Source organism: Haloferax sp. s1, from assembly GCF_058382125.1.
Map to the genome: position 1 here is coordinate 5,435 of NZ_JBZRPK010000732.1, position 12,663 is coordinate 18,097.

A 12,663-nucleotide genomic window follows, 5' to 3' on the forward strand; every position below is an offset into this window, starting at 1 on the left:
GACACTGGAAGCCGAATAGAGCGGACACTGGAAGCCGAATAGAGCGGACACTGGAAGCCGAATAGAGCGGACACTGGAGGCCGAATAGAGCGAACACAGGAACGGCTGGCTCCCCGCTGGGATGATTATCCTGCACGCCGAACGCCCGGCATGGACGTGTTCCTCTGGGTCGCAGTCGCCCTCCTGGTCCTCGGCGTCGTCGGAAGCGTGCTTCCGCTCCTCCCCGGTGCCCTCCTTTCGGTTATCGGTGTTCTCGTTTACTGGTGGTCCACCGGCTACTCGGACCCCGGTCTCCTTGGACTCGTCGGCCTCCTCCTCGTTGGACTCGCTGCACTCGCTGCTGACTATGGGGCTGGCTTCGTCGCCGCCCGCGTCGGGGGTGCATCGAACCGAACATCGCTCCTCGCCGGTCTCGTTGGGTTCGTCCTCCTGTTCCTGCTCGGCCCGCTCGGCATCTTCATCGGGGTCGCTGGAACCGTCTTTCTCGTCGAATACTACGAACACGAAGACGCAGAAGAGAGCGGTCGTCGCGCTCTCTACGCGACAGTCGGCGTCCTCGCGTCCTCAGTCGTGCAGGTGCTCTTGACGTTCTCGATGCTCGTCGGATTCGCCCTCGTCGTCCTGCTCTAGCCCCCGTTCAGGCTCAACTGGCTTCCGACCTCCGCGACGACCCGAGCGGGCGCGCCGTCGGCATCCACGCGGAGCGGCATGACGAACAGGTCGAACGTCCGGTCTACGGGAAGTGCATCCAATCCACAGAGATTCTCCACGATGAGTAATTCCGCCCCGAGGAGTGCGTGATGGACTGGTACATCGTCCCCACCTGTTAGGTCCGGGCTGAGTGCGTCGATACCGACCGCGAGTCCTCGGTCGGCGCACACTTGCGCCGTCTCGGGAGCGAGCGCCGGATGGTCGACCATGCGGTCTGTCCCCCACTCGGCTTCCCATCCAGTTCGGAATATCAGACAGTCGACGCCCGGTTCGAGGCGGTCCGGAATCGCGCCGGGCGCGACGAGTTCGTTCGCGCCGATATCGCGGCAATCGACGAGTCGGGTAGTAAACCGAAGGTCGTCAACCGAGTACGAGTCGAGCGTCGCGCCGTCCGGTTCGGTGTGCGCCGGGGCATCGACGTGCGTCCCCGCGTGGCTTCCGAGTTCGAGACGTGAGACGCGGTAGCCGTCCGTGTCGAAATCGGCGTGCGATTCGACCGAGACGGATGGGTCGCCGGGGTACGTCGGCATCCCCGATTCGACGCGGCGAGTGAGGTCTACGAGGGTCACGAGTGGTGCTACGACGGCCGTCGGTAAAACGAGTGTTTGTGTCGGACTGCGCGAGAGGGTCGAACGGGACGGCGGCTTACTTGTGCGCGAAGTAGACGACCGTCTCGTCGTCGCCGCGGTCGTCCACGCGCACGAAGCCGACGCGCTCGAACTGGACGAGTTCGTCCACGCGCACGTCACCGAAGTCGGGTTCCGCGACGCCAGCCACGTCGCCGTCCATGGTGCGCATGCGGACCTGCACGCCCTCGGTCGGCACCCAGTGAATCACGTCGACTTCACCCTCGCGGACCACATCGAGGTCGTCGTCGGTGTAGACGAGGGTGTCGTCCTCGCGGCGGACACAGCCGAAGCCTTTCAGCCAGATGCGGTCGCCTTCGGCGGGGATGTCACCGGATTCGAGGTGGACGCTGTCGTCGACGGGGATGTCGCGGGTGCCGCGGTCTTCGAAGCTCGGATGAAGCGGCGGGCGCGCGGTGGCCGGTCCACCGTCGACGCTGAATGCCGCCCCGGCCCGGGCGGGGAAGTAGGGGTCCGTGTGGTCGGCGGCGGGGTCGCGGTTGTTGGCGTAGACGGTGGACATCGAGAGGTCGACGTTGGAGGTGGACGTGCCGAGTCCGACCATCGCGTCGACGATGGCCTGTCCGCGGATGCCACGGCGGCGGAGACTCTTGATTGTCGGCGCGCGCGGGTCGTCCCAGTCGTCGAGTTCGCCCGCGTCGATGCGTTCCTTGATGCTCGACGTGGACATCTTCACGTCGTAGGCGTCGACCTGGACGTGACCCCAGTGGACGACTTCGGGGTAGTCCCAGCCGAAGTAGTCGTAGACGAACTGCTGGCGCTTCGCGGAGTCCTGAAGGTCGATGCCGCGGATGATGTGGGTAACACCCGTGAGGTGGTCGTCGACGCCGGACTGGAAGTCGAGCATCGGCCACGCGCGGTAGTCTTCGGCTTCTTCGCGCGGGTGCGGCGTGTCTATCATACGGAAAGCGACCCAGTCGCGCAGGGCGGGGTTCTTGTGCTCGATGTCGGTCTTGACGCGGAGAACCATCTCGCCGGACGAGTAGTCGCCATCGACCATGGCTTCGAACTCGTCCAGCGTCGTTTCTTTGTCCTTGTCGCGGTGGGGACACGGCTTGCCGTTGTTCTTCAGGTTCGAGAAGTCCTCGCCGGAACACGAGCAGGTGTACGCGCCGCCCATCTCGATGAGTTCGCGAGCGTGGTCGTAGTAGGTCTCCACGCGGTCGGAGGCGCGAATCACGTCGTCAGGCTCGAAGCCGAGATACTCGATATCTTCGAGGATGGCGTCGTAGGCCGTCAGGTCGGGTCGCTTCGTCTCCGGGTCGGTGTCGTCGAAGCGGACGATAAAGGAGCCATCGTACATCTCCTTGTACGTCCCGATGACTGCGGGCATTCGGGCGTGGCCGAGGTGCCACGGGCCGTTGGGATTCGGAGCCGCGCGCATGCGGACTTCGTCGTAGGCCTCCACGTTCGGGAGGTCGGGAAGCAGCGACTCGTCTTCCTCTTCTTCGGCTTCCATCTCGGCGAGTTCCTCGGGCGCGAGCTCTTCGAGTCGGTCGCGCTTTTCTTCGGTGGAGAGTTGGTTGACCTCCGCGACGACGGGTCCGATGAGTCCCGGAATCTCACCGCCGTGTTGTCGGAAGTCGGGGTTTTCGCCCATCAGCGGGCCCATGATGGCACCTACGTCGGCGTCGCTTTCGTGTTTGACCGCATTGAGGAGGGCGTGTTTCTCCGCCTCTCGCTCGATGCGCTCTCGAAGGTCGTCGTCCATTACCGTCCGATTCCGCGGCGCGCGTAAAAACAGGCCCGGATTGCGGGAAGGGTAATTCTCGCGCGGGCAGGGGTACGATACTTGCTAGCATTCCTGTGTAGATATGGGTTGCGGCGACGACGATACAACTCGTGGCGAGTTGACAACGCAAAGAAGACGTGATGGTCGGAGACGGCTGGCGAGCGGCGAGCGCGATGCGCCGTCAGTATCCGCGGGTGATGAGGTAGTCCGCGATGTCACGGAGCAGGTCGCGGGCCTCGTTGTCGGGAAGGACGTCGAGGCGCGCTTTCGCCTGTTCGGTGAGGTCTTCGGCCATGTCGCGGGCGTAGTCGATGCTGCCTGCCTCGTCGAGTTCGGCGACGGCGGCTTCGACAGCGTCCTCGGTGAGTTCTTCCGCCGTCTCGACATCGACGAGATTGTCCACGTCGATACCCTGTTGACGGGCGTGCAGGGAGATAATCGTCTCCTTGTTCTCGACGAGGTCCGACCCGCGCTGTTTGCCCAGTTTTTCCGACGGGACCGTCAGGTCGAGCACGTCGTCTTGAATCTGGAACGCGCTGCCGGATTCCATACCGTACTGGTAGAGCGCCTCGACAACATCATCGTCAGCACCCATGATAACCGCCGGGACGGCGGCCGCAGTTCCGTAGAGGACTGCAGTCTTGAGTTCGACCATCTGAAGGTACTCATCCGGGGGCACCTCTGTGCGACGCTCGAACTCGATGTCGAGGGCCTGTCCCTCACAAATCTGGGTGCAGGTGGTGGCGAGGCGTCGAACGGCTTCGAGGCTGTTCGCCGGGTCTGCTCCCGTCTTCGTCAGCAGTTCGAACGCTTTGGCGTACAGCGTGTCTCCGGCGAGAATCGCTGTTTCCGTGTCGTACTCCTTGTGGACCGCCGGGACGCCGCGTCGGAGGTCGTCGTCGTCCATGATGTCGTCGTGGATGAGTGTGAACGACTGGATGACCTCGATGCTCCCGGCGGCAATCATCACGTCGATGGGGTCGCCTGCGAGCGTCGGGAACGAGCGGTAATCCTCCGACATCGGCTCGACATCCGCGAGGGCTTCGGCAGTCAGGAGGGACACAGTCGGGCGGAGGCGCTTGCCACCGGCCTGTATGAGGTACCGCGAGGCCTCATAGAGCCGCGCTGGCTCGGCCATCGGTACATCTTCGTCGAGTGCGTCGTTGATGAGTTCGCGTCGCTGGCGAATCGCCTCGAGTACTCGCTGTTCCGTCGCGTCCGGGCTCATCACTCCACCAGTTGAATCATGTTACCGTTCCGCGTCACGTGGAGGTCACGACCGAGGGCGTAGCCCTGCGACTCACAGAGGTCCACATACGGAGCGAAGCCCTTCAGGTTCTGGTGAGCCGGGATGACGTGCTGGGGCTGGAGCGCCTGAAGCATCTCGTAGTGGCCCTCCTCACGAAGGTGACCGGAAACGTGGATGTCGTCGTAGATGCGTGCACCCTGCATGCGCAGGAGACGTTCGGACTGGTAGCGCTGTCCCTCGTTGGTCGGCTCCGGGATGACCCGTGCCGAGAAGATAACCTTGTCACCGTCGTCAAGCTCGTACGGGGTCTCGCCGCGACCCATGCGGGTGAGCATCGCGCGTGGCTCGCCCTGGTGGCCCGTGACGATGGGCAGGTAGTTCTCCTTGCCCTCCTTCATGATTCGCTTGAAGGTGCGGTCGACGGACTTGCGGTGGCCGTACATCCCAAGGTCGTCCGGCAGGTCGACGAAGCCGAGACGCTCGGCGGTACCGGAGTACTTCTCCATCGAGCGGCCGAGGAGAACCGGCTGACGACCGATGTCCTTGGCAAACTCGACGAGCGAGGAGACACGCGAGATGTGCGAGGAGAACGTCGTGGCGACGATACCGCCGTCGTAGTCCTCGACGGAGGTCATAACGTCCTTGAGGTGACGACGTGCGACGGACTCGGAGGGCGTACGGCCCTTCCGGCCGGCGTTCGTACAGTCTTCGATGTACGCGAGGACGCCGTTGCCCTCTCGGCCAATCTCACGGAAGCGCTTCATGTCGATGGGGTCTTCGAGGACCGGCGAGTGGTCCATACGCTTGTCAAGCCCGTAGACGATTGCGCCTTCCGGCGTGTGGACGACCGGGTTGATGGCGTCGATGATGGAGTGAGTGACGTGGACGAACTCGAGTTCGACCTGTCCGGAGTCCCCGATGGACATCGTCTCTCCGGCTTCCATCTTGACGAGGTCGTTGTTGACGTTGAATTTGTTCTCGCCTTCGATCTGCTGTTTCACCAGTTCGATGGTGAAAGGCGTCGCAACGACGGGCGCGTCGTAGCGGTGGGCGAGCTTGGAGATTGCCCCGATGTGGTCGAGGTGGCCGTGCGTGGGGACGATGGCCTTTACGTCTCCTTCGAGGTCGCTCATGACACGGTCGTCCGGGATGGCGCCCATGTCGATGAGGTCGAGGCTGTGCATCTTTTCGGTCTCGACGTTGTCGTGGATGAGGACCTGCGACAGGTTGAGACCCATGTCGAAGACGACAACGTCGTCTCCGGCACGGACGGCCGTCATCTGACGGCCGACTTCTTCGTATCCGCCTATGGTTGCAATTTCGATTTCCATGGTTTGTCTCGATAGTTCCGAGCATCGAAAGCCACTGGGTGGCGAGGGTGCTCACGGAAAGACGGGCGTCTGGGGGCCACCGGCCCCGGCGTCTTGCAGCTCGTCGGTCGATTGACCCCGCGTGCGAGACGGCCCGAATCGCGTGGATTGGGCACGTCCGCACTTACCCGCGGGTTTCTGGTACTGGAATCTACTCACGGGGGTACTAAAAACTACGTGGGTTCACTGCGCCCGCACGCCCGCCCGCCGTGGTGAGCGCACACACGAGTGGCCAGTCAGGCGCTTTCGTCGAGATACGAGCGGCCAATCGGTCGATTCCGCCGAAATATCACGTTCACTGAGGATGAAAAATAGGAATATCGGTTCGGTCGGTCCGGCACCTTTAAGATAACTACGAGACGGATTTGAAACATGAGCGGCCGACCCCTCGACGTCCTCGAAGCGTCACTCGACGAACCGGTGACGGTTCTCCTCAAGGACGGAAATGCATACTTCGGCGTCCTCGCTGGTTACGACCAGCACATGAACGTCGTACTCGAAGAAGCGCTAGATGAAGACTCCGTGCCCGGGGATATCGAACTCGAGCAAGTCCAAGACACAACCATTATACGCGGCGATAACGTCGTGACCATCAAAGCATGACGGGTGCAGGAACCCCTAGCCAAGGAAAGAAGAACAAGACGACGCACGTCAAGTGCCGTCGCTGCGGTGAGAAGTCCTACCACGTGAAGAAGAAGGTCTGCTCGTCCTGCGGCTTCGGTAAGTCGAAGAAGCGTCGCAGCTACGCCTGGCAGTCGAAGTCGGGCGACAACTAACGGAAACGACTCTGGACGGTCCCCGACCGTCACTCTGTCTTCTATCTCGCCGCTCGGCGGCGAGAATGACACTGCGTTCCTGACACCCGTTCAGGTTTCAATTCTGTGCTATTAGCTATCACTAGCCATTACTTTCTCCGCTCGATTTCTGTGGACTCACGGAATCAATAGTCTAAAACATGTGCAAACACACCAATTGCCAATACACAATCTTGTATATTATTCGGTTCTAGACCCCGTTGTTACTGCATAAGGACGGGTTTTTTACCTCCTCGACTCTCTACCGTCTTCTATGGCAACTGGGCGGGACGACTCCCACCACATTAGCGGACCGACCGAGAAGTGCGGTGTCGTCGGCGTCGCACTCGGCGGTCGAGACGCTGCACGACCCCTGTACTACTCGCTGTACGCCCTCCAACACCGCGGACAAGAGTCTGCGGGTATCGTCACCCACGATGGGTTCCAACAACACAGCCACGTCCAGATGGGTCTCGTCGGCGACGCCTTCGATGCGGACGATTTAGATGGGTTAAACGGCTCGGCCGGTATCGGCCACGTCCGCTACCCAACCGCCGGCGACGTTTCGAAATCGTGTGCGCAACCGTTCGCCGTCTCGTTCAAATCGGGGTCGCTCGGCCTCGCACACAACGGAAATCTCGTCAACGCCGACGAACTCCGAGACGAACTGGAGAACGTCGGTCACGCCTTTACCTCAACGGGCGACACCGAGGTCATCGCCCACGACCTCGCGCGCAACCTTCTCGAAGAAGACCTCGTCCGCGCAGTCAAGCGAACGATGGAGCGAATCCACGGCTCGTACGCGCTCACGATTATGCACGATGAGACGGTCCTCGGCGTGCGCGACCCCGAAGGAAATCGCCCGCTCTGTATCGGCAAAGTCGACGACGGCTACGTTCTCGCTTCCGAGTCCGCCGCCATCGACACCCTCGACGGCGAACTCGTCCGCGACGTTCGGCCCGGTGAACTCATCGTCCTCGAACCCGACGGCACCGGGTTCGATTCGTATCAACTGGTCGAACGCGACAACACGGCCCACTGCTTCTTCGAACACGTCTACTTCGCCCGCCCTGACTCCGTGATGAACGACACGCTCGTCTACGAGGTGCGCCGCGGACTCGGGCGCAAACTCTGGGAAGAAGGCGGCGTCGATACCGATGTCGTCATGCCTGTTCCTGATTCCGGGCGCGCGTTCGCCTCCGGGTACGCCGAAGCAGCGCAGGAAGACGGTGCCACCGTCGAGTTCGCCGAGGGACTGATGAAGAATCGATACGTCGGCCGGACGTTCATCATGCCGACACAGGACGAGCGCGAACGCGCCGTCCGGCTGAAACTCAACCCGATAAAGAGCACCGTCGAAGGTAAGTCTGTAACGCTCATCGACGACAGTATCGTCCGCGGTACCACCTCCACGCAACTCGTGCAACTGCTCCGCGATGCGGGCGCGGCCGAAGTTCACATGCGAATCGGTGCGCCGCCCATCGTCGCCCCCTGTTACATGGGTATCAACATGGCTACGCGAGAGGAACTCATCGCCTCGGACAAGTCGGTCGAGGACGTGCGCGACACAATCGACGCCGACAGTCTCGGCTACCTCTCTATCGACGCTATCGCGGAGGTTCTCGAGAAGTCCCGCGCCGACCTTTGTCTCGGTTGTGTCACCGGCGAGTACCCCTACGACATCGACGGCGAGGAGACCGACCGCGACGTGACTCGCCCTGCTGTCGACGCTGATGCGCCGTTGAGCGACTAACGGCCACTGCTTGGACGCTCAACGTTCGTGCGTGAACACCGCCTCTCCCGCTTCCGTCGGAAGTTGTTACAATCTCAGTGCTGCCGCGTCTTATCACAATCTCGAACAGTCACTGAAAAACCCGATAACATAATCAACGGGGGATTTCTTTTACCCGGCGTTCGTAGTTTAACGCGTACTTCGACTCGCTGAGTACCGGGTAGCGAGATGGAGTACGGAGTGCGATACTGAAAGACGGGGTGGCTGTGTATTTGCGGGAATGCCCGCCCACCTCGTCTCTGCGACCTGCCGGTCGAGACACGTACTACTACCCGTCTGAGGGACCGCGGTTGCGAGCGAACATCGCAGTGAGGTCCAGACGGGGAACTCCCTTATCCCGTTTTGTCCCCTCCAGCGCCTTAGTAGATGACGTAGAGAAGCGCGTATACGACGTTTCCGAGGACGAACGACACGAGCCACAGCGACGCGGCGATGCGACCGAATCGGGCGTGTTGTGTCCCGAAAACCTCCGAGATGGGTCGCGTCAGCGCCAGCAGCATGGCGTAGTAGACGACCGGAACACAGACGACGGCGAGGAGGATGTGAATCGCCAGCGTCGGGAGATAGATGAACTGATAGACGACTTCCGGCCCTTGGGCCGGGAACGGCGTCGTCCCTTTGACCACGACCTTGTAGAGATAGAGGACGAGGAACGTCGCAAACAGGAGAAACGAAGCGAGCATCATGCGCTGGTGTTTCTCGACCTCGCCGCGTTTGATGAACCGAACACCGGCGACGATAGTCACGATTGCGGCGGTGCTGATGACGGCGTTCGCGTGTGGAATCGCGTCGAACACGGCGTCGGGTGCGGTCGGAATCGCCGCGCGTGGAATCGCCCCGAGCACCGCGCCGAAGACGAGTGCGAGCGAGACGACCGAGAGGAAGGCGGTCAGGCCGCGGACGTGGTCGCGTGCACGAAACTCCATAGGCGTATTGGAGGGCCGTAACGCCAAAATCGTTCTGTCCACGCCCGCTCCACGACGCCTGCAAACGCCCGACATTGTCGAATCGAAAGGAAAGTCATTTAAATTACCGCGGGGTAACGAAGAATGCAGCAAGACACAGCGAGCGTGGGTAGCCAAGCCAGGCCAACGGCGCAGCGTTGAGGGCGCTGTCCTGTAGAGGTCCGCCGGTTCAAATCCGGTCCCACGCATCGCAAGATGCAGGTGATTTCCTACATGGACATCACCCACGCACAATCCTTCCGAACACTACACCCCTGAGAGATTCCTCTCGGTGGGTTTCTACACCGTACCTACACCGCACCGACAGCGACCGCGCTGTCTTCTTTTGCAAACCGACTCCGTGCCGCGAGTTTAAAAGGGTAGAACGAGTAACACGCGCCATGGCCAAGTACTCGACAAATCGGGGCGGTGGTGGCTCCGACGGAGACAGTTGCGAACTCTGCGGTCGAACGACGGCGAAACTCCGCCGTGCGAACGTGGCCGGTGCCGACCTCCTTGTCTGTCCGGACTGCGCACCGCACGGGGAGAACCGCTACACCGACCAAAAGCGCGAATCGACCGACAGCACCCGCGACGACTCCGAACGAAGTCGCCGCAAGCGCGCCGCACAGCGCACGGCCAAGATGTACGATAGCGCCAAAGGCGACTCGAAACACTGGGAAGAAGAAGGGACGAACTACGAGAAAGACCGGCTCCCGTATCTCGTCTCCGGATACGGCGGTGCCGTCGAATCCGCTCGCCAAGACGCCGGGCTTCAACTGTCCGAACTCGCCGAGGAACTCGACCTCGAAGAGAAACAACTCCTCGCTATCGAACAGGGTCGGGCGACGCGTGCGAACATCGGTGGCTCTGTCATCCGCGCGCTCGAGGAGCGCCTCGACGTGTCCCTCGTCGACGAGTAGCACGATTTTTCTCTCTTGGGCGTCTCGACGCCCACATGTCACTCTCTCTCGCACCCGAATCGCCCGAGGTCCGGGCGTTCGAGTCGACCGTGGCGAGCATCGACGGCCGGTCGGTCGTTCTCGACGAGACGTACTTCTATCCCGAAGGCGGCGGCCAGCCTGCCGACCGCGGCGTCCTCGGCGGTGTCGAGGTCGAACACGTCCGGTCCGAAGGCGAGACCGTCGTCCACGACCTCGCCGCCGCGCCCGAATTCGCGGTCGGCGACGAGGTGACTGGCGTCGTTGACGACGATTTCCGAACCTACTGTATGCGGGCGCACACTGCGAGTCACGTCCTCTACGGCGCGGGCCGCCATATCTTCGACGACCTCGGTTACGGTGGCTTCGACATCTCCGCGGAGAAAGTTCGCGTCGACTTCGAGACGACGACCGAAGTGGACGACGATGCACTCGTCGAGTTAGAACGGCTGGTCAACCGCGCAGTCTGGGACGCTCGCGAGGTTTCGTGGGACGAGATTCCCGTCCCCGAAGCCCGCTCCCGTGATGAAATCGCGTTCAACGTCAAGACCGAGGAGGGCGTCTTCGCCGACGCTGACGAGGTTCGCGTCGTCACTATCGAGGGCTGGGACTGGGGTGCCTGCGGAGGTACGCACGTCTCGAACACTATCGAAATCGGCCCGGTCGAAGTGCTCGGCCGGTCGAATCCCGGCGAGGGACTCACCCGCGTCGAGTTCGCGGTCGGCCCTTCGGCGGTCGACCACCGCGCCGAAGTACAGACTGCAGCCTACGAAGCGGCCCGCGCACTCGGGACGAATCTGGAATCACTCGGAGAGACGGCGGTCGACGTGGTCGCCGCAAGAGACGAACTCGAATCCGAACTCGCAGACCTGAAAACAGAGGTTCTGGGCGCACGACTCGCGAGCTTCGAGACGGTCGAACGCGACGGTGTGACGTGGAAACTCGGCTCAGTCTCGGGATTCGGCGCGAACGAAGTCGGCGAGGCAGCAAAGGAGGCTTGCGACGAGTCCGAAGCGGACGTGTTCGTCGCCGTCGACGAGTCGAACGCACCGTTCCTCGTCGTTGCCAGCGCCGGTGACCTCGCAGCCGGTGCTGTCGTTTCCGACGTGACGGCCGAATTCGGCGGCGGCGGTGGTGGTGGACCGACGTTCGCACAGGGAGGCGGCCTCGGCGCGTCCGCCGAGGAGGTGTTGGCGTACCTCCGCGAGTGAGTCGGCCGCTCTCTCCCTCCGTTTTTCAGCCGACGCGCCGCAAACTGGTCGGTCCGCTGACGGGCGCGCCGACATTTCAATCATCTTTTTCAATGACGGTCCGTACTGACGAGCATGGAAACCGTAGGGTCTGCCACGGGTCTGACCGACGAGCAACGGGCTATCCGCGACGTGGTCCACGAGTTCGCAGTCGAGGAGATTCGCCCAACTGCGCGCGAGGCCGACGAGACGGAGACGTTCCCCGAAGACGTGTGGGACGGCCTCGCAGAACTCGACCTGACCGGACTAACCGTCCCCGAAGAGTACGGTGGCTTCGGTGCCGACCGAGCGACCTACGCGGTGGTCAACGAGGAAGTCGCCTACGGCCAACTCGCCGTCGCGACCGCCCTCTCGGTCCACTGCCTCGCCACGGAGTGTATCGCCGAGTTCGCCACCGACGAACAGAAAGAAGAGTGGCTGCCGAAGATGGCCCGCGGCCGACCCGTTGGGATGTTCGGTCTTTCCGAACCCGAGGCTGGTTCGAACCCCGCACAGATGTCGACCGTCGCCCGCCGCGAGGGCGACGAGTACGTCATCAACGGGAAGAAACAGTGGATAACCAACGGCCAGCGCGGCGGCGTCTGTATCCTCTTCGCCAAGACGGACCCCGACGACCCGTCGTCGGTCACGCAGTTCCTCGTCCCCAAAGAAGCCGGCTACGAAGTCGGCAAGAAAGAAGAGAAACTCGGTCTCCGCGCATCCGATACGACGGCGCTCATCTTCGACGACGTGCGCATCCCGGCCGAGAACCGACTCACTGAGGAAGGAAAAGGCCTCTCGGCCGCCTTCCGCATCCTGACCGGCGGTCGTATCGGTATTGCCTCGCAGGCCGTGGGCCTCGCGCAGGCCGCCCTCGACGACGCCATCGACTACGCCAACGAGCGCGAGCAGTTCGACAAGCCCATCTCGAAGATTCAGGCGATTCGCCACAAGATTGCGGACATGGGAACGCAGGTCCACGCCTCGCGCATGCTCGTCCGCGAAGCCGCCCGCGTCGCCGACGCCGGCGACGACCCGCGAACCGCCGCGTCGATAGCGAAGTACTTCGCCAGCGAGGCCGCGGTCGACGTGACCAACGAAGCCGTGCAGGTCCACGGTGGCTACGGCTACACGACGGACTTCGACGTAGAGCGGTACTACCGCGATTCGAAGATTACGACTATCTACGAGGGAACGAGCGAGATTCAAAAAGAGATTATCGCGCGGTCGCTCCTCGACTGAGTTCGCGCGCTT

12 protein-coding genes and 1 tRNA gene are annotated in these 12,663 nt (G+C 62.3%); 8 read left to right on the forward strand and 5 right to left on the reverse strand.

From position 1 onward, the window contains the following. The first annotated feature begins 150 nt into the window (after nucleotides 1–150). Nucleotides 151–630, forward strand: coding sequence for a DUF456 family protein (locus tag QT222_RS22655; protein ID WP_004060218.1), 480 nt, complete (start codon nucleotides 151–153; stop codon nucleotides 628–630). On the opposite strand, the gene QT222_RS22660 is transcribed toward QT222_RS22655, so the two are convergent. The 4 genes from QT222_RS22660 to QT222_RS22675 form a co-directional block, all read right to left on the reverse strand. After that, nucleotides 627–1,280, reverse strand: coding sequence for a cyclase family protein (locus tag QT222_RS22660; RefSeq protein ID WP_004060217.1), 654 nt, complete (start codon nucleotides 1,278–1,280; stop codon nucleotides 627–629). The genes QT222_RS22655 and QT222_RS22660 overlap by 4 nt on opposite strands. A 76-nt stretch (nucleotides 1,281–1,356) precedes the next feature. Beyond that, nucleotides 1,357–3,069: a glutamate--tRNA ligase gene (locus QT222_RS22665; RefSeq protein WP_491478456.1), complete on the reverse strand. Its 1,713-nt coding sequence runs from the start codon at nucleotides 3,067–3,069 to the stop codon at nucleotides 1,357–1,359. Between the two features lie 202 nt (nucleotides 3,070–3,271). Then, the gene (idsA3, locus tag QT222_RS22670) at nucleotides 3,272–4,318 is read right to left on the reverse strand and encodes a geranylfarnesyl diphosphate synthase (RefSeq protein WP_004060215.1); all 1,047 of its coding nucleotides are present in this window, start codon (nucleotides 4,316–4,318) and stop codon (nucleotides 3,272–3,274) included. After that, a complete protein-coding gene (locus QT222_RS22675) occupies nucleotides 4,318–5,670 on the reverse strand; it encodes a ribonuclease J (protein ID WP_004060214.1) in 1,353 nt (450 codons plus the stop codon). The genes idsA3 and QT222_RS22675 overlap by 1 nt, the downstream gene beginning before the upstream one ends. Nucleotides 5,671–6,081: 411 nt before the next feature. Here QT222_RS22675 and QT222_RS22680 point away from each other — a divergent pair, with 411 nt between their 5' ends. The 3 genes from QT222_RS22680 (at nucleotide 6,082) to purF (ending at nucleotide 8,256) form a co-directional block, all read left to right on the forward strand. Continuing rightward, nucleotides 6,082–6,312, forward strand: coding sequence for an LSM domain-containing protein (locus QT222_RS22680; protein WP_004060213.1), 231 nt, complete (start codon nucleotides 6,082–6,084; stop codon nucleotides 6,310–6,312). Continuing rightward, nucleotides 6,309–6,485, forward strand: coding sequence for a 50S ribosomal protein L37e (locus QT222_RS22685; protein ID WP_004042936.1), 177 nt, complete (start codon nucleotides 6,309–6,311; stop codon nucleotides 6,483–6,485). Before QT222_RS22680 ends, QT222_RS22685 begins: the two co-directional genes overlap by 4 nt. Nucleotides 6,486–6,777: 292 nt before the next feature. Further along, nucleotides 6,778–8,256 carry an amidophosphoribosyltransferase gene (gene purF / locus QT222_RS22690; protein ID WP_004060212.1) on the forward strand — a complete coding sequence of 493 codons (1,479 nt, stop codon included), beginning with the start codon at nucleotides 6,778–6,780 and terminating at the stop codon, nucleotides 8,254–8,256. Between the two features lie 398 nt (nucleotides 8,257–8,654). On the opposite strand, the gene QT222_RS22695 is transcribed toward purF, so the two are convergent. Next, a complete protein-coding gene (locus tag QT222_RS22695; protein WP_004060211.1) occupies nucleotides 8,655–9,221 on the reverse strand; it encodes a DUF420 domain-containing protein in 567 nt (188 codons plus the stop codon). Nucleotides 9,222–9,363: 142 nt separating this feature from the next. On the opposite strand from QT222_RS22695, the gene QT222_RS22700 reads away from it, so the two are divergent. The 4 genes from QT222_RS22700 (at nucleotide 9,364) to QT222_RS22715 (ending at nucleotide 12,651) form a co-directional block, all read left to right on the forward strand. Next, nucleotides 9,364–9,448: transfer RNA gene (locus QT222_RS22700), tRNA-Leu, on the forward strand. 192 nt (nucleotides 9,449–9,640) lie between these two features. Beyond that, a complete protein-coding gene (locus QT222_RS22705; RefSeq protein WP_491478457.1) occupies nucleotides 9,641–10,162 on the forward strand; it encodes a helix-turn-helix domain-containing protein in 522 nt (173 codons plus the stop codon). 35 nt (nucleotides 10,163–10,197) lie between these two features. Further along, entirely contained in the window at nucleotides 10,198–11,391 is a 1,194-nt protein-coding gene (locus tag QT222_RS22710) for an alanyl-tRNA editing protein (RefSeq protein WP_491478458.1), read from the forward strand. Between the two features lie 114 nt (nucleotides 11,392–11,505). After that, nucleotides 11,506–12,651 carry an acyl-CoA dehydrogenase family protein gene (locus QT222_RS22715; RefSeq protein WP_004060207.1) on the forward strand — a complete coding sequence of 382 codons (1,146 nt, stop codon included), beginning with the start codon at nucleotides 11,506–11,508 and terminating at the stop codon, nucleotides 12,649–12,651. The last annotated feature ends 12 nt before the right edge of the window (nucleotides 12,652–12,663 follow it).

Bases quoted from the DNA above. Each gene is read 5' to 3' on its own strand.
- QT222_RS22710 (WP_491478458.1), top strand. From the start codon at position 10,198: ATGTCACTCTCTCTCGCACCCGAATCGCCCGAGGTCCGGGCGTTCGAG.
- QT222_RS22695 (WP_004060211.1), bottom strand. From the start codon at position 9,221: ATGGAGTTTCGTGCACGCGACCACGTCCGCGGCCTGACCGCCTTCCTC.
- QT222_RS22680 (WP_004060213.1), top strand. From the start codon at position 6,082: ATGAGCGGCCGACCCCTCGACGTCCTCGAAGCGTCACTCGACGAACCG.
- QT222_RS22665 (WP_491478456.1), bottom strand. From the start codon at position 3,069: ATGGACGACGACCTTCGAGAGCGCATCGAGCGAGAGGCGGAGAAACAC.
- QT222_RS22675 (WP_004060214.1), bottom strand. From the start codon at position 5,670: ATGGAAATCGAAATTGCAACCATAGGCGGATACGAAGAAGTCGGCCGT.
- purF (WP_004060212.1), top strand. From the start codon at position 6,778: ATGGCAACTGGGCGGGACGACTCCCACCACATTAGCGGACCGACCGAG.
- QT222_RS22715 (WP_004060207.1), top strand. From the start codon at position 11,506: ATGGAAACCGTAGGGTCTGCCACGGGTCTGACCGACGAGCAACGGGCT.
- QT222_RS22705 (WP_491478457.1), top strand. From the start codon at position 9,641: ATGGCCAAGTACTCGACAAATCGGGGCGGTGGTGGCTCCGACGGAGAC.
- idsA3 (WP_004060215.1), bottom strand. From the start codon at position 4,318: ATGAGCCCGGACGCGACGGAACAGCGAGTACTCGAGGCGATTCGCCAG.
- QT222_RS22655 (WP_004060218.1), top strand. From the start codon at position 151: ATGGACGTGTTCCTCTGGGTCGCAGTCGCCCTCCTGGTCCTCGGCGTC.
- QT222_RS22685 (WP_004042936.1), top strand. From the start codon at position 6,309: ATGACGGGTGCAGGAACCCCTAGCCAAGGAAAGAAGAACAAGACGACG.